Consider the following 15,961-nt stretch of genomic DNA (forward strand, 5'->3'; position numbering starts at 1 on the left):
CGGAGCTCTCCTCGGTCCGCTCCCCCAGCAGGCTATCGATCGCCCTGCGCCCCTTCTCCCCCGCCTCCGGCACGAGGGATGCGTACGTGTGCCTCAGCACATGGAACCCGTCCTTCGGGGCTGCTTGCCATCGCCACGGTTTCGCCCCCTTCGCCGGTGGGGGGATGATGCCCGCCTTGGCCAACGCAGGCTTCCAGATCTCCGTGTTCCACGTGTTGGCCGCGATCGCGTTCCCCGTACTTCGTCGCCAGCACGAGGCCGAACTTCTTTCGCCTCCGGTCAGGTTCAGGACCGCCCCACGGAAGCTCAACCTTGTTCCCCGGGTAGGCGCTGGCAGTAGCTCGAAAGCTACGTGATGGGATCAGCCCGAGGCACCGTCTCGGGCCACGCCTCACGACGCTCATCAGGCAGCTTCGGCCACCGCACCGACTTGGACCTGGGCCGACGCGGTCATCTTCATCTTCAGCCGGGCCCCGGGCCGCGCCGACCAATCCTGCCGGTCCCGGCCGCGGTCCGCGCCACTCTGGTGCCCCCCCCAGGAAACCCGCACCCATGCGGAAATCGGTTCGCGCAGCCCGTGTATCCAAGGAGGCAGGCGCGTAACTCTGTCGCGATTCGAGGGGGAACGACATGGAACGACTCACGGATCTACTGATGACCGAGCAACGCGGCGCGGATCCGAGTGCTGCCGGGACAGGCGTCGAGGACGAGATGGCGACCGGGCCCGCCCTGGAGAGCGTCTCCAACGCCGAGGCCCTGGCACACCGATGGTGCGAGGTCGCGGCCGCGCTCGCGGCCGGTGAGAGCAAGCGGGCACTCTCCGTGCTGGAGGGCCCGCTCAACTTCGACGCGATGCCGCACGACCACCACGTCGTGGCCCGAGCACTACGCGTGGCCGCCCTCCATCTGGAGCACAGTTGGCAGCCGGTCCCAGGGGCCTCGTTCCTGCCGCCCGAGGTATCCGTCGTGCTGGCTTCCGCGGCGATAGGCTTGGAGGCAGCCATTGCCGCCGCCGGTGACTCATGGCTGCGCCGGTGCGCCCAGTTGGCCGGTCAAACGCTGCCCGCCCTGATCAGCACGCGGACGACGCTGGGACACCTGGCGAGCACACAGATCGCCCAGCGCGAGGCCCTGGTGCACGGGATGGACGAGCCGTGGGTGCGGAGGGACCTGGGCCCGGAGATCACGCTGGTGCTGCGGTACTTTGACACCGCTGGCGGGAGCGCCGCGGCGTCTGCCTACCACATGCTGCTTGCAGCGGACCTGTGCGCACGGGCCGCCGATCCGGATCGAGCACGGGAACTGCGCGCCCGGGCCCTGCATCGGGCCGCCACCGATTCGGTCGCGGGCGACCCTTCGTGCGAGGGCTTCGCCGAACTCCTCGCCGGGGACTGGCTTCTTGGATCGCCGAATGCTGCGGAACGGGCCTTGCCGACTCCGGACCGGACGACGGCCGACCCTGAGGCCGCGGCCGAGCACTTCATCCGCGCCGAGGCCGCCTATCGCCGGGCCGGATCTGGGCGCGGACAGGCCGCGGCGGCCCTGCGCCTTGCGCACGCGGCCCGCCTCCACGGCCGAACCAGGGAGTGCCGCACCTCGCTCGCCCGGGCCTTGGACTTGGCACTGGCCGCCGGCGACGGTGCCTGCGTCGCGCTCGTACGGACGCAGGTCGCACTGGAGGCCGTAGCACGCGGGGCCACGGCCGACCCGGCAGAGGCGGATGCTATTCGGGCCTGGGGCAACACGGTGGGCAGCGGCTCCTGGGTACGGGGGCTGCGCTTGATCGCGTTGGAGCATTCCTCCTCGTGGCTCGGCACGGGGGACCTCGTACGGGGCCGGGGCGCCCTGCTGTTCGCGGACCGCCTCTCGGACGAGGTGGAGATCCCCGAACGTGCCGATGCCTGGGCTGAGTTGTACCGGTCGGCCGGACACCGGCAGGCCGCGCTGGTGTTCACCGACGTCCGGATGGCCGGCCTCGGCACCCGCATACAAGGACGTCCCGCCGCGGAGTGCTTCGGAGACCTGCTCGGTGTCGTGTCCTGCGCCCAGCTCTTCCATCACCACGCCCTTGCCCTGGGCGACCCAGGGCTGCTCGCGGCGTCGGGCGTCCGTCTCGAGCGAGCCCTGAAGGCCGCACGCGGGCTTCCGGCCAGGGACGCGCAGGTGACCGGAGTGCTGAAGCTGCTGGCTGCCGACCGCACGGAGCTGCCCTTGTGGACGGCTCTGCACAGCGCCCGTCGCGACCGCGCCGCCGGGCTCCCCGACGAGGCCGACCAGCACGCCAGTCTGGCTCTCGCAGAGGCGGATCGGCTCGGCAACACTTACGGCGCCTACGCGGCCCTGATCGAACTCCGCCGCGCAGAGGAGGCCCGCGCGCGTGCACGACGACTCGACGACGGCGATGCCGAACGCACGACGTCCCTGCAGTCAGCGTCGTTGTGGCTGCGGCTCAACGAGCCCGCGAAGGCTGCCGAGTCGGCCCGGGCCATCGGCCGTCGCGGCCCCGCCCCCTCCACTCCATGGGAACTCCCCGGCCTGCACGCCGAGTTGCAGCTCCAGCTCGGCGACCTCGACGCGGCCTACGCATACGCCAGGCAGGCCGTGCAGGCCTATGAGGAGCACCGGGCCAGGCTCGCCCGCGATGCCCTGCGTTCCGCATCCGCCGACTCCCCCGTGGTCGCCATGCTCTACCACTGCGCGGTTCTCTCCCAGCTGCCCGAAGAGTCCTGCACGGGCCTACCGGCCGAGGCCGCGTTCGACTGGGCGGAACGCGGCCGTTCCGGCTTCCTCGACGCGGTGCGCGCCCTCGACTCCGCCACGGGCTTCCCCGGGTCGCAGACCGCCGTACGCGCCTGGCTGTCGGCCGGGATCCGGTGGTCTGCTCGGTTCGAGGAGGAACTGGTGGAAATCCGGCGGGAGGGCGCAGACCCCGAGGTTCGCCCGCTCGGCCTGCCGGACCTCGCGTCGCACCCAGCATCGGAGCGGGTCCGGGCGGCGCCACGCAACGGTTCGGGTCAACAGCCCGGCACCGTGCGGACCGCATCGGGCCAGAGAGCCGGCCCCGGTGCGCAAGCGGGAGGCCGGCTGGCGCGAATCACGGTGGCCGAGGCGGAACTGGACGCCGCGGAGGCCACCGTACGGCGGCTCACACCGACGGCCCTGACCGCCGTGCGCGGCGGTAAGCTCCCGGGCGCGGCGGCGATCGCCGCCGCGCTGCCGCCGGACACCCTGTTGCTCGCTTACCACGTCTTCGACGAGGACCTGGTGGGCTGGGCGGTGTCCCGGGACGGGGTGCGGGCCGAACGGCGGCACCGCTGGGCGGGGAAAGTGACCGCGGCGGCACGCCGGTTCCACGCGGGGTGCGCGAATGGGGACAGCGGCGGACCGGCGGCGGCGCAGGCACTGGCCGAGTGGCTGCTGAAGCCCTTTGCCGACGCACTCGCCAAGCACCGACGGGTCGTGGTGGTGCCCTCCTCACGCCTGTCGCTGCTGCCGTTCCATGTGCTGCCCTGGGACGACGACGTCCTCGGCACCCGGCATGTCGTCTCCTACCTTCCGGCTGCCTCCCTGCTGACCCGGACCCGACGGCCACAAGCGCCGTGGCGCAATGCCCGAGCTCTGCTCGTTGGGGCCCCCGCTCTGTCTCCCGAGACCGGGCTCCTGCCCCTTCCGGGCACGGGCGTCGAGGCCGCCTCGATCGCCCGGCTGCTGCCCGGCGCGGAGCTCCTGGTCAGCACGGGCGCCACCCACGAGCGGGTAATAACGACCGCCCCGAAGTGCGACGTCCTCCACCTGGCCACCCATGGCCTGGTCGACGACCTCTCACCTAGCCGCGGCAGGCTCGCCCTGGCCGGTACGGACAGCCTGGAGATGGCCGACCTCATCGAATGCGCGCGGGCGCCCCGGCTGCTCGTACTGTCGGCCTGCAACTCCGGCCGGGGCACCGCCACCGCAGGTGGGGACGTCCTGGGTCTGACCCGGGTGGCAATGATCACCGGAGCGCAGGGAGCCGTCGTGTCCCTGTGGCCAGTGGGTGACTCCACCGGCTGCCTCGTGATGAACCGGATGTACGAGCGGCTGGTCGACGAAACAGCGGCGGACGTACCGACGGCCCTGCACGGCGCCCAGCAGGACATACGGGCCATGAGTGGGGCCGAACGCAAGGACTTGTACGGCCGGTTGGCGGAAGCGGCCGATGCGCCGGAATCGGCACCCGCCATCCGCGACAGCGAAACACTCCTCTCCCCCACCGCCACCGACCGAGAACCACGCCACTGGGCGCCGTTCATCTACGTCGGCATCTAGAACTGTCACCCAACCCGCCGACCCTCATCTGTCAATACCAGTGCCACTGGAGGCGAAATGACCCGGCGTGCCGTACTGATCGGTGCAACGACCCACGGTTTGCGGGGCGTGGACAACGACATCGAACTGATGCAGGACGTCCTCGCCGCACGCGGCTTCGACGGCATCACCGTGTGTACGGGGAAGGACGCCACCTACCACGGCATGGTCGACGCCCTGGAGCAGTTGTGCCGGGACGCCCGGGACGGCGACGCGATCGTCGTGTACTACTCAGGACACGGCGCACTTGTTGACGGTCTGCAGTATCTGGTGCCCGTCGACCTCGAGGAGAGCACACCGGACGACTTCCGCGGCCTGCTCGGTGCGGAGCTCACCGAGATGTTCCGCCGCCTCACCCCAACTGTCCGCAACGTCACCTGTGTGCTGGACTGCTGCCACGCCGGCGCCCTGGTGCGCGGCCCCGACCAGCTACGTCTCAAGTCCCTTGCCCTGCACGGGACCCCGCCCGAGGCGGCGCGGGAGCGCGCTTCTCGGATCGGTGGCGCGGGCCACGGACTCGTACCGGACCTGGTACGGCTGACGGCCAGTCAACAGGGCGGCTACGCGTTCGAGCGGCCGTCACCGCGCGGTGGTCGCACACAGGGGTTGTTCACGGACGCCTTGGCCGCCCTGCTGCAAGACCCCCGCACCGGCGCTCTGCCCTGGACTGCGCTGGTGCGGCGCGTACGGGATCGAGTGAAGCAGGTCTCGGACCAATGGCCCGACGCGGGCGGCGAGTCGGGAAGGCTTCCATTCTCGCTCGACGTGCCGCGCCAACCGGAGCTGCTGCCGCTGGAGCGCGTGAACGAGCGCTTCCGGATCCCCGGCGGACAGCTACTCGGACTGAACACGGGCGACGTCCTGCATCTGGTGTTCCCCGACGACACCCCCGCCCCGGCGCCGGGCGGGGAGGCGCAGGCGGACCTCACCCTCACCGTGCGCGGCGAGGTCCGCGCGCTCGACGGCGCGGACGCCCTGCTGAACGTGGCGCCCGAGCGGGCCGAACTGACCACAACAGAACTGCCGCCCGGCGCACACGCCGTCCCGGTGCTGCTGCACGACCGGCGTCTGGTGCACCTCGACGCCACGCTGCCCCGGGAGTTCGCGGCGGCACTGCGCGAACTCGTGACCTCCTCCCCGCGTCTCGGCCTCGCGGACACCGCCTATCACCCCTTCGCGACGGTACTGCCGGCACAACAGGGCGGAATCGAGGTCCGGCTCGCCGACGGACTCGCCGCACGCAGCCCGCAAACGGCAGCCACTGGCGGCGAGCGGGCCGTCGCCGAGCTGCTGGAGACACTGGCCCGGGGCGACCGGCTGCGCAAGCTCAGAAACCCACCGAACGACGAGAGCCTCCAGGCGCCTGTCGAGTTGCACACTGATCTCCTGCCCGCCGCCGGCGGCGGCTGGGAGCCGCTGTCGGCCGGGAGCGCAGCCCTGTACCCGGACGACCGCTACCGCCTCACCGTGACCAATCTCAGCGACCAGGTCCTGTACGCCTGGATCGTCGGCGTAGGCCTCAGCGGCCGGACTGACCTGATCACCAACGATCAGCCCAGCGGCGTGCGGTTACTCCCCCAAGGCTCAGAGCACGGCAGCACCGTGCGGCTGGGTCCGGTGCGCGTGTTCTGGCCGCAGGACGTCCCGAAGCATGGACCGCGCCCCGAAACCGTGCACCTACTCCTCGGGAACCGGCCGGTGGACTTCACCCCACTCATCTCACGCGGTGCCCGCGAGCTGGCGCGTCACGATCCGGGGCACCCCCTGCGGCACCTCCTCGACGAGGTATGGGAGGGCGCCCTGGACCACCGCCGCGACCAGGAGCCGGAGCGGGACCGCGAGTTGCGCTACCGGGTGCTGACCACGCACGCCCTAATGCACCCCACTCCGCCTACGAACAAGGCGCGTTCATGAAACACCGGACGTACCATTCCACTGTCGGGCGGCAGTGCGGGAGGTACGGCCATGGCGGGCGCAAGCACGCGGCACCCCTTACCTGCCACACCGTGGCCGCACGGCACCTTCCTGGCGGACCTCGCCGCGGGATCGGCCACGAACTCAGCAACAGCAGCCCTGCTCGCGGCGGGCACTCCGCGTTCCTACGCTCCGCACGAGATCCTGCTGGCCGAGGGCCACACCGAAACCTTCGTGCTGCTGCTCCTCACGGGCGTCACCAAGGTGACAACCGTGGAACCGGGCGGTGAGACAGCCCTGCTCGCAGTGCGGCTCGGCGGCGACCTCGTAGGCGAGTTCGCCGCGTTCGACAACCAGCCGCGCTCCGCCACAGTGACCGCCGCAAGCCCAGTACGGGCCCGGCGGCTCTCCCAACAAGTCTTCCTGCGCCACCTGGACGGCCATCCAGCGGTTGCCCTCGCGGTCAGCCGGACCCTGGTCCGCAAGAACCGGTGGTCACTGCGGCGGCGCAGCGACTTCAGCAGCTGCCCCGTGGCCACCCGGGTCGCCCGGGTCCTTGCCGACCTGGCCGAGGACTACGGGCAGCAGCGCGACGACGGCGCGCTGAGCATCCCCGGACTCACCCAGGCCGAGCTCGCCGGACTGGTCGGCGCGCGCGAGCGCAGCGTCCACGAAGTGCTCGGCGCACTCGCGGCACAGCAGGTGATCGACGTCGGGTACCGGCGGGTGACGGTGCGCTCGCTGGACGGGCTGCGGGAGGCCACCGAGCCGCCCCACAAGCCCGGGTGAGCCAGTCCGGTACGCATCGACAGGAGGCACGCATGGACCGGTGGACCACAAACGTTCCGGACGACGTACTCGCCGCCGTCGACCTCTTCGACGAGAACGCCCTGGTGCCCCGGGGCGAGGGCCCCGCGCCCACCGCCGAACGGGTCTGCGGCGCCCAGCTGGGGCACCCGCTCGTGTACGCCCTGCCCCCGCCGGGCGGCAGTGGTCACAGCCCTCGCGAACTGCTCCTGTGCTTCCCCTTCGACCTGGAAGAACTCCCCGACGGACGCCGCTACCACGAGGCGCAACTCACCGTCCTCCTCGACGACGGCCTGCGGGCTCTGGCCCTGCACCCGGCCTCCGCCCCGGCACCGGGCGGCCCAGCCGCCCCGTCCGCCGGGCACGACGTCGACGTGACGGCGTTCGGCCTCGGCGGCAGCAGGCTCCGCTGGGTCTTCCGCGCCTCCGGCGGCTCCGGCGCGCTGCGCCCCGACGGCCGCTGGGCACAAACCCTCGTACAACTGCCGCCCGGCGCCGCGGAGGTGACGGGACGGATCAGGCTGAGCACGGTAATCGAACGCCCGAAGCTGTTCGGCGTGTGGCCACGTACCCCGGCGCGGCTGCCGCAGGACGTGTTGTTCCGGCTGTCGGTCGAAGACGCCTGGACCACCACCGGGCCTCTCGCCGGCCACGGCATCCTCCCCGGCATGTGGGCCCTGCCACCGTACGGGGACCATGACACCGGCAGTGCGGAACGGGCGACGAGGGACGCCGCGACAGACGAGGGCCTGCCACCCGGACTGCGCAGGCTGTGCCTCGCGGTGGACATCGAGAAGTACAGTGCCCGCGACAATGCTGACATGATCCGGCTGCAACGCGTACTGCTGCGCACCCTGCGCGTCGCCTGCACACGCGCGGGGGTGCGGTGGGAGACGTGCGGCCGCCAGGCCCAGGGCGACGGCTACCTCCTGGTCCTCGCCTCCGGCGTCGACGAGACACGGGTGGTACCCGACCTGCTTGTGGGACTGGCCGCCGGCCTCTCCTCGGCCAACGGCCCCCACCCTGAGGCACCCCCCGACGACAGCCTGCGAGAAGGAGGGCCCAAGAGCGCCGGGGACCGCACGACTCGGCCGCTGCGTATGCGGGCGAGCCTGCACCAGGGCATCGTCCACGAGGCCGACAGCGGGTGGGCAGGCTCTGCCGTGGTCGAGCTCTTCCGCGTACTGGACTGCGATCAACTGCGGCAGGCCCTGGCATCGGACGCGTCGGCTGTCCTCGCGGTCGCCTTCTCCAACAGCCTGTATCAGGATCTGGTTGCTCACGGGTACGCCGGCCTGTCACCCGACGGATTCCACCGCGTCGACGTGCGCAACGCGGCCAAGGGCTTCTCCGCGACCGCCTGGATCCGGCTGGGCCCCGGCGCCTGAACCGCCACGGACCCGGCACGGATTCACCGGCCCTCATGACTCAGCGCAGCAGGACGACCATCAGGGCAAGGCCGAGCCCGAGGGCGACGACCGTGGAGGCGAGGGCGACGTGGCGCGCCCGCCGGATGCGCTGCGCGCATCGATCGACTCCGCAGCAGCGAGCGCACACTCCCCCGTGACCAGCAGGAACCGACCGAGTATCCGCAGCGCTTTCGCGGCCGTCGGTGCGTACGGAAGGAGCGTCCGTGGGCGAAGAGCGGGGGGGCAGTGGGCGGCGGCCCGTGAGGGCCACCTGGAGGTTCCTCTCCGAGCGGTAGACGTTCTCCTCGACAACCCGCAGGGCAGTCCCGGTAGTCGGCGGCTCGGCGCCCTCACTGGAACGCACCGGATGAGTGTCGGAATCAGCGTCGAAGAAGGCCTTGACGGGGTCGGCACAGATCGCATGGATCCAGTCGAAGAGATCGTCGGTGGGCGGGTGCGGGCGCCCGCTGCAGACGATGCCCTCCACCAGCGGGGTCCTGCGGCTCCCGTGCAGGGCGTACTCGGTGTCCAGGCCGAGGTCGGCACCACGCAGGTGGCCGACCCGATAGAGCACCCACAACCCCCTTTCGCCCCGGTCCAGGTACTCCCTGAGGTAGGCGGTGCCCTTGGCCGCCTCCCCCGCGACCACGTCCGACAGCAGGTGGTGCAGGTCGCAGTCGACCAGGAAGTCGGGGGCCACCACTACATGGAACCCCGTATCGACGGAGCGGGTGATCGCGAAGGGCCACACGGTGCCACTACCGGAGCGGGGGCCCATCGGCGGGCCCGTGGGGTCGATGTTGGACATCACAACGCCTCCCGCAGGACGAGCGTTCCCGGATTGGCCGCCTCGAACTCCGCGAGGACCGAATCGAACAGCGTGATCATGGTGTTCATCGCCTCCTGTCGCGACTGTGCCTTGAGCATCCGTGCGCGCAACTGCCCGCTGTCCTCCGCCGCCTTCTCTTCGAACCTCCGGTTGCGCTCCGTCACGAACGCGTCGAAGGCATCCATCAGCGTCTCCTGGACGGCGGCGAGAGCAGGCGAACTGTTGACGTAGGCCGTCAGGATGCTGCGCAGTGCCGGGAGCTTCTTCGCCGCCATCCCGAACAGCCGGGGCCACAGCTCCGTCTTCCGCGGGTCCTCCTCGACAGTGCCCTGCAGCTCACTCGTCCGATTGAGCTCGCGGGTGAACAGGTCCACGAGGACGGCCATGAACGGCACTTCGACATTCAACGGCTGCGGGAAGCGGCCCTGCTTCACCATCGTCTGCCCGTCGGGGCCAAGCGTGGCGAAACCCCTGCCCAGAGAACTCACGGGGATGAAGCGCAGCGCACCGCCGTCCGTTCGGCGCAGGCGGTTGACGTAGAAATCATGGAAGTCCGGGTTCTCCAGCAGCCGATCCAGGACGGCGCGCACGGAGTAGCCCTCCGCCTCCAACAGGTCCCACTTGGTGACGAGGAAGTGAGCCACGGCCCGGCTCGCGCCAATGGCGCCGAACACGGGCATCAACTCATCGATCAGCCGGTTGTCGCCATCCAGGTACCGCATCACCTTCAGCCCGTCCAACAGGACCAGCAGGAACTCGGACTCCTCCACCCGCTGCCAGACGGCCGCCCCGTACTCGGTCGCGGTCGCCGCCGCGTTGGTCAGGTGATCACCTGCGAAGTCCAGGTAGTCGAGGGTGAAGGGGCTGTACACCTCGCCCTGTTCGGTCCGGATCGAGCACGTGAACTTCCATTCCGACGTGTGCGAAAGAAGATTGGGGTCGGGCCAGCCGTCCGGGCTGACGATCTGGGAGTAGATCTGGTTCAGCTTCGTCGCCTCGTGCGGCGGGAGTTGAACGAAGAACCCCACGTCGTCCCGCTGAAGCGCGAGGCGCCGGAACAGACTGGCCAGGTAGACCGTTTTCCCGGAACCCTGCGGTCCCAGAACAGTGACGGGTATGGATGACATCGCAGCTGAACTCCTCGCTGACCTCTGCGAGGGAAGTGGGGGAGGCACCCGGCGGGCGGCCTCCCCTCCCCCGTGAAGCATCAGTAGAGACCGGCCGGGGCCAACAGATTCGGTGGTGGTGCGGAATCCCGGGGAATAGGCATCGAGCAGGCAATGCCCTCAGCCGGTCTCGACAGACGTTCTCGCCGGCACCGGGGGGCTCCTGGAGCCAGCGGTCCCCCCCCAGTCACTCGGTAGCGATGTGGCGCGTGTATGACGGCCGATCTGCCGTACGCGACTGCTGTTCTGGCGGATGCAGCTCTTGGCTTCGGGAAACTCATGGTTGGTCCCGGGGGGTCGCGACTCCGCTTCCGGTGCTCACCCCTCCGCTCCCGGTACAGCGCGGGCTCGGGTGTGGGCCGGGCCGCTCAGGCGGCGAAGAGCGACTCGATGCGGTCGGCCGCCGTCCGCAGGCCGGTGAGTCGTTCCACCCCCGGCGCGTACGTCCCCGCCCGCGGTGACCAGCCCGGCCCGGCGACGAGCACCGCGGAGTGCGTCCTGGCGCCCCGGACGCCCCACTCCGTCTCGGCGACGAGGCGCACCAGCGCGCGGTCGGCGCTGTTCCGCGAGTGTGCCCAGAGCACCACGGCCGAAGGCCCGATGCGCCGGACCGCCTCGTACAGCGCCTCGGCGGGGAGCGCGGCGCCGAACATCCGCGTGGGCACGCCCCGTTCACCCAGAACGGCGGTGAGAGCCTCCAGCGGAAGGGTGTGCTGCTCCCCGGGAACGCAGGCCAGCACCACCGGGGCGACCGGCCTCGACGCGTCCTCCGGAGCGTCCGCGACGCGCCGCAGGGCGGAGGACACGTGCCACGAGAGCAGATGCTCGACCTCCACGTACCGCTCGCCGGACGAGGCCCACTTGCGGCCGACGGCGTGCAGGGCGGGCGCCATGACCTCCTCCCATCCCGTGGTGAACCCGTACTCGCCCAGGGTGACCCGCAGCTGTGACTCGACGGCGGGCGCGTCGAGCCGCACCGCCGCCCTGGCGAGGCCCCGGCACTCCTGACGGACGTTGCCGAGGGGCAGCGAGAGGGCGCGTCGGCCACCCCGGCCGCCGCCGTTCCGCGAGCGCGGGGCGTCGGCGCCGGTCGCCTCCAGCGCCGCGCGCGCGGCCTCGGCCGGCGGCACGCCGAGCGCGGTCAGCCGGCACATCTCCTCCATCCGCCCCACGTCGACGGTGGTCCAGCGGCGGTGGCGGCCCTCCTCGCGGCGGGCGGGCCCGATGCCGTAACGCCGTTCCCAGGAGCGCAGCGTGGTCGGTGCGACGCCCAGTCTGCGGGCGACGCTTCCCGTGGTCAGCGCGGCGTCCGTTTCGCTCCGCCGGGCGTGGCCCGGCCGCTGTGCAGCTCCCATCCCGCGACGATACGACGCACAATCGCTGCAAGTTGTCGTCTCTCACGGACTGTCATCAGTCTGGGGCCAACTCCGGTCCCTGCACGAGGAGTACGCATCATGGTGACGGCCGACCCCAGGATCTCCGACGGCTTCCCGCACCCCGAGGACCTGCTCGGGGACGAGCAGCTCGCGGCGGGCTTCGCCGCCGGTGACGCACTCTGTCTCGCGGCGGCCTACCGCCGCTGGGGGCAGCTCGTCCACCGGCTGGCGGGCCGCGCGCTGGGCGAAGGACCGGACGCCGAGGACGTGACGCAGCAGGTGTTCCTCGCCGCCTGGCGCGGCCGGCTCGGGTACCGGCCCGGCGCGGGCGGTCTCGGCGGCTGGCTGGTGGGCATCACGCGGCACAAGGTCGCCGACGCGCTCGCCGCGAGGAACAGGCGTGCCGTGCTGACGGCGGCTGTGGGTGCCCGGCAGGAGACGGCCCGCGCGGGCGGCCCCTGCCCCGAGCAGGTCCTGGACCGGGTGGTCGTCCAGCGGGAGCTCGCGAACCTACCCGCCGCACAGCGGTTGGTGCTGCGGCTGGCGTTCTACGCGGACCTCACGCAGGCCCAGATCTCGGAGCGGACCGGCCTGCCGCTCGGCACGGTCAAGAGCCACACGCGGCGCGGGCTGCGTGCCCTGCGGGACTGCCTCGGACCCAACGGGCCGCCACCCTCCCCCCGCACAAGACCCTTTCGTACGACACCGTTTGGAGGCTGACATGGAGATCTCGGGTGCCCGCGTCCTGGTGGTCGGGGCCACCGGCGTCCTCGGCGGACTCACCGCCCGCGCCCTGGTGGAGCGCGGCGCCCGGGTGGCGCTGGCCGGGCGCAGTCCGGTGCGTCTGTCCGCGCTCGCACAAGACCTCGGCGGGGTCCCCGCCCGTACCTTCGAGGCCTGCGATCTGGACCAGTGTTCCGCGCTCGGGCCGTGGGCGGGGCGGGCGCTCTCGGGGCTGGAGGGGGTGCTCGTGACGGTGGGGGCCGCGGGTTTCGGCGCCGTCGAGGAGGTGTCGAACGCGGTGGCCGGGCATCTGCTGACGGTGAACGCGCTGTGCCCCATGGCCGTGCTGCGGGGCGCGGCGCCGGTGGTGGCCGACAAGGGGTTCCTGCTCGCGGTCACCGGAGGGATGACGACACCCTGGACGCGTACGGACCACTGGACCCCCTACGTTCCGGGCACCGCCGACTACACCGCCGCCAAGGCGGCGCTGAGCGGCTGGCTCGGTGTGCTCTCCGAGGAGCTCGTGCCGCGGTCCGTCGCGGTCCTCGACATCCGCTCCCCGCACCTGGACACCGGTTTCGCCGAACGTCCCGTCACCGGGAGCCCGCCCCCGCTGCCGCCCGGGGCCGACGCGCTGGAGGCGGCGCTCTCCCTGATGGAGAGCATCGCCGCGGCCTGAGAGCCTGTGGCATGACCCCGGCCCGCCCCTCCCCGACTGCTCCTCCCCTGCCGTCCGTCACGCGATGCCGCGTGCCTCCTTGAACCGGCTGAGTCCGTCGGCCAGTTCGACGAGCGGCTCGGGGTAGTCGTAGCGCTCCCGCTCCTGTTCCGGCAGTTTCCAGGGCTCGTGGACGGCCGCGCCCCGCAGCTCGCCGAGCTCGGGCACCCAGCGGCGTACGTAGGTGCCGTCGGGGTCGTAGCGCTTGCCCTGGGTCACGGGGTTGAGGACCCGGTTGGGCCGGCTGTCCGTGCCGGTCCCGGCCACCCACTGCCAGTTGAGCTGGTTGTTGGCGAGGTCGCCGTCGACGAGGAGGTGCCGGAAGTGGCGGGCGCCCACCCGCCAGTCGACGTAGAGCGTCTTGGCCAGGAAGCTCGCGGTCAGGAGTCTGCCGCGGTTGTGCATCCATCCCTCGTGCCGCAGCTGGCGCATGGCGGCGTCGACGATCGGGTAGCCCGTACGCCCTTCCTGCCAGGCGCGGATGTCGTCCCGCGCCGCCTCCTCCGAGCGCCAGCGGTCGCCGCGCGTGCGGTAGTCGACGGTGGCCGCGTCCTGTCGGGCGGCGAGCACCTGGTGGTGGAAGTCGCGCCAGCACAGCTGTCTGACGAAGTCCTCGGCGCCCTTCGACGCCCGGCGGCGGGCGGCGTGGACGAGTTCGGCGCTGGACAGCGTGCCGAAGTGCAGATGCGGCGAGAGCTTCGACGTGTCGTCGGCCGCCAGGTCGTCGTGGGTCTCCGTGTACCGGTCGATGCCGTCGCGCAGCCAGGCCTTCCACAGGGCGCGGCCGACGCTCTCGCCGCCCTCGGCGAGTCCCGGCGAGAGGCCGTCCATGTCGTCGCGGGCGGGGCAGGGCCGGGAGCGGATGTGGTCCGGGACGCGCACGGTGCGCGGGGCGGCGAGGACGGCCCGCACGCCCTGCGCGGACCAGCGGCGGAAGTAGGGGGTGAAGACGGCGAAGTGGTCGCGGCTGGCGGGGGTCACGGTGCCGGGGGCGACCGCGGTGACCACGGCGTCGTGGACGTACAAGCGTGTGCCGTCGCGTTCCAGCGCCTCGCGCAGCCGCCGTTCGCGGGCGTGCGCGTACCGGCTGACGCCGGCCGCCATGTGGACCTCGTCGGCGTCCGCGGCCTCGACGACGGACCGCACCTGCTCGACGGGGTCGCCGGCGCGCACGACGAGCCGGCCGCCGCGGTCCCGCAGCCGCCGGTCGAGGTCGGCCAGGCAGTCGGCGAGGAACGCCTCCCTGTTGGGTCCCGCGGCGCCGAGGCCCGCGATGGTCCGGTCGAGGACGAAGAGCGGCACCACGGCGTCCGCGCCCGTGACGGCGGCGCGCAGCGGCGGATGGTCGTGCACCCGCAGGTCGGAGGTGAACAGGACGACCGAGTTGTGCATGGTGCGTACTCCAGGGGGCCGGGCCGGGTGCCTGCGCCGGCAGATCGCACTGCCGGAACCTTCCTCCTCTCCTTCGGCCGGTCCGGCGTGCGGGGATGCGCCGTCCGGTGGGCGGTCCCCCGCACGGCGCACACAACGGGACATTCCCGCGCTGGGCTAGCGTTGGGGGACGATTCGGAACAGGGCATGACAGGGCATGGAGGAAGCACGGTGCACGGTGAGTACAAGGTCCCCGGCGGCAAGCTCGTCGTGGTGGATCTGGACGTCGAGGGCGGCGAGCTGCGGAACACGCGCGTGGCTGGCGACTTCTTCCTGGAACCCGACGAGGCACTCGACGCGATCAACGGCGCGCTGGACGGCGCCCCCGCCGACACGGACGCGCGGGGTCTCGCCGCCCGTATCGACGCCGCGCTGCCGCAGGGCACGGTCATGTACGGCCTGACGTCGGAGGGTGTCGGGGTCGCGGTCCGCCGCGCCCTGGCGCACGCGACGGACTGGACCGACTACGACTGGCAGCTGATCCACGAGGGGCCGCAGCCGCCCGCGCTGCACATGGCCCTCGACGAGGTGCTGACGCAGGAGGTGGCGGCGGGCCGGCGCCCGCCGACGCTGCGCGTGTGGGAGTGGGCCTCGCCTTCGGTGATCATCGGCAGCTTCCAGTCGCTGGCCAACGAGGTCGACGCGGAAGGCGCGGCCCGGCACGGCATCGACGTCGTACGCCGGATCTCCGGCGGCGGGGCGATGTTCGTGGAGCCCGGCAACACCATCACGTACTCCCTGTCCGTGCCGGACGCCCTCGTGCAGGGGCTGTCCTTCCAGGACAGTTACGCCTACCTCGACGACTGGGTGCTCGGCGCGCTCGCCGACATGGGCATCAAGGCGTGGTACCAGCCGCTGAACGACATCGCGACGGAGGCGGGGAAGATCGCCGGTGCCGCGCAGAAGCGCATGGTGGCGCCCGGCGGCGGCCCGGGTGCGGTGCTGCACCACGTGACGATGTCGTACGACATCGACGCGGACAAGATGCTGGAAGTGCTGCGCATCGGCAAGGAGAAGCTGTCCGACAAGGGCACGCGGAGCGCAAAGAAGCGGGTCGACCCGCTGCGCCGCCAGACGGGGCTGCCCCGCGAGGCGGTCATCGAGCGCATGGTCGACTCCTTCCGCGGGCGCTACGGCCTCACCGACGGGAAGGTCACCGACGAGGAGATGGCGCGCGCCCGGGATCTCGTGCGGACCAAGTTCACGACCGCCGAGTGGACGGCCCGCGTGCCCTAGCCGAAAGC

Annotated in this window: 11 protein-coding genes; 7 read left to right on the forward strand and 4 right to left on the reverse strand. The window is 71.7% G+C overall.

The window, feature by feature from the left end; all coding sequences use genetic code 11:
- Window positions 1-630: 630 nt before the first annotated feature.
- Genes AB0N81_RS17495 through AB0N81_RS17510 form a run of 4 tightly spaced genes read left to right on the forward strand, consistent with a single transcriptional unit; the run spans window position 631 to window position 8,453 of the window.
- Entirely contained in the window at window positions 631-4,305 is a 3,675-nt protein-coding gene (locus tag AB0N81_RS17495) for a CHAT domain-containing protein (RefSeq protein WP_365359072.1), read from the forward strand.
- Window positions 4,306-4,362: 57 nt separating this feature from the next.
- Complete coding sequence (locus AB0N81_RS17500; RefSeq protein ID WP_365359074.1) at window positions 4,363-6,258, forward strand: caspase family protein; 1,896 nt, start codon at window positions 4,363-4,365, stop codon at window positions 6,256-6,258.
- A 51-nt stretch (window positions 6,259-6,309) separates the two neighbouring features.
- Window positions 6,310-7,047, forward strand: coding sequence for a Crp/Fnr family transcriptional regulator (locus tag AB0N81_RS17505; protein WP_365359076.1), 738 nt, complete (start codon window positions 6,310-6,312; stop codon window positions 7,045-7,047).
- Window positions 7,048-7,079: 32 nt separating this feature from the next.
- Entirely contained in the window at window positions 7,080-8,453 is a 1,374-nt protein-coding gene (locus tag AB0N81_RS17510; protein WP_365359078.1) for a hypothetical protein, read from the forward strand.
- Between the two features lie 40 nt (window positions 8,454-8,493).
- On the opposite strand, the gene AB0N81_RS17515 is transcribed toward AB0N81_RS17510, so the two are convergent.
- The 3 genes from AB0N81_RS17515 to AB0N81_RS17525 all read right to left on the reverse strand — a co-directional run bounded on the left by AB0N81_RS17515 (window position 8,494) and on the right by AB0N81_RS17525 (window position 11,824).
- On the reverse strand, window positions 8,494-9,282 hold the full coding sequence (locus tag AB0N81_RS17515) for a hypothetical protein (protein WP_365359080.1): 789 nt from the start codon (window positions 9,280-9,282) through the stop codon (window positions 8,494-8,496).
- Window positions 9,282-10,430 carry a hypothetical protein gene (locus AB0N81_RS17520; RefSeq protein ID WP_365359082.1) on the reverse strand — a complete coding sequence of 383 codons (1,149 nt, stop codon included), beginning with the start codon at window positions 10,428-10,430 and terminating at the stop codon, window positions 9,282-9,284. The genes AB0N81_RS17515 and AB0N81_RS17520 overlap by 1 nt, the downstream gene beginning before the upstream one ends.
- Before the next feature lie 407 nt (window positions 10,431-10,837).
- Window positions 10,838-11,824: a MerR family transcriptional regulator gene (locus AB0N81_RS17525; RefSeq protein WP_365359084.1), complete on the reverse strand. Its 987-nt coding sequence runs from the start codon at window positions 11,822-11,824 to the stop codon at window positions 10,838-10,840.
- Window positions 11,825-11,923: 99 nt separating this feature from the next.
- Here AB0N81_RS17525 and AB0N81_RS17530 point away from each other — a divergent pair, with 99 nt between their 5' ends.
- Window positions 11,924-12,565 carry a sigma-70 family RNA polymerase sigma factor gene (locus tag AB0N81_RS17530; protein ID WP_365359086.1) on the forward strand — a complete coding sequence of 214 codons (642 nt, stop codon included), beginning with the start codon at window positions 11,924-11,926 and terminating at the stop codon, window positions 12,563-12,565.
- 1 nt (window position 12,566) lies between these two features.
- Complete coding sequence (locus AB0N81_RS17535) at window positions 12,567-13,247, forward strand: SDR family oxidoreductase (RefSeq protein WP_365359088.1); 681 nt, start codon at window positions 12,567-12,569, stop codon at window positions 13,245-13,247.
- Window positions 13,248-13,304: 57 nt separating this feature from the next.
- Here AB0N81_RS17535 and AB0N81_RS17540 read toward each other — a convergent pair whose 3' ends face one another.
- Complete coding sequence (locus AB0N81_RS17540; protein WP_365359090.1) at window positions 13,305-14,678, reverse strand: deoxyribodipyrimidine photo-lyase; 1,374 nt, start codon at window positions 14,676-14,678, stop codon at window positions 13,305-13,307.
- A 210-nt stretch (window positions 14,679-14,888) separates the two neighbouring features.
- Between AB0N81_RS17540 and AB0N81_RS17545 the strand changes: the two genes are divergently transcribed.
- Window positions 14,889-15,953, forward strand: a complete 1,065-nt coding sequence (locus tag AB0N81_RS17545; protein ID WP_365359092.1) for a biotin/lipoate A/B protein ligase family protein — start codon at window positions 14,889-14,891, stop codon at window positions 15,951-15,953.
- Window positions 15,954-15,961 lie beyond the last annotated feature (8 nt).

Source organism: Streptomyces sp. NPDC093510, assembly GCF_040683555.1.
In the GTDB taxonomy this organism is placed as follows: domain Bacteria; phylum Actinomycetota; class Actinomycetes; order Streptomycetales; family Streptomycetaceae; genus Streptomyces.

Excerpts from the sequence above, each read along its gene's own strand:
- AB0N81_RS17505 (WP_365359076.1), top strand. The coding sequence starts at position 6,310 with ATGGCGGGCGCAAGCACGCGGCACCCCTTACCTGCCACACCGTGGCCG.
- AB0N81_RS17540 (WP_365359090.1), bottom strand. The coding sequence starts at position 14,678 with ATGCACAACTCGGTCGTCCTGTTCACCTCCGACCTGCGGGTGCACGAC.
- AB0N81_RS17520 (WP_365359082.1), bottom strand. The coding sequence starts at position 10,430 with ATGTCATCCATACCCGTCACTGTTCTGGGACCGCAGGGTTCCGGGAAA.
- AB0N81_RS17495 (WP_365359072.1), top strand. The coding sequence starts at position 631 with ATGGAACGACTCACGGATCTACTGATGACCGAGCAACGCGGCGCGGAT.
- AB0N81_RS17500 (WP_365359074.1), top strand. The coding sequence starts at position 4,363 with ATGACCCGGCGTGCCGTACTGATCGGTGCAACGACCCACGGTTTGCGG.
- AB0N81_RS17510 (WP_365359078.1), top strand. The coding sequence starts at position 7,080 with ATGGACCGGTGGACCACAAACGTTCCGGACGACGTACTCGCCGCCGTC.
- AB0N81_RS17530 (WP_365359086.1), top strand. The coding sequence starts at position 11,924 with ATGGTGACGGCCGACCCCAGGATCTCCGACGGCTTCCCGCACCCCGAG.
- AB0N81_RS17535 (WP_365359088.1), top strand. The coding sequence starts at position 12,567 with ATGGAGATCTCGGGTGCCCGCGTCCTGGTGGTCGGGGCCACCGGCGTC.
- AB0N81_RS17525 (WP_365359084.1), bottom strand. The coding sequence starts at position 11,824 with ATGGGAGCTGCACAGCGGCCGGGCCACGCCCGGCGGAGCGAAACGGAC.
- AB0N81_RS17515 (WP_365359080.1), bottom strand. The coding sequence starts at position 9,282 with ATGTCCAACATCGACCCCACGGGCCCGCCGATGGGCCCCCGCTCCGGT.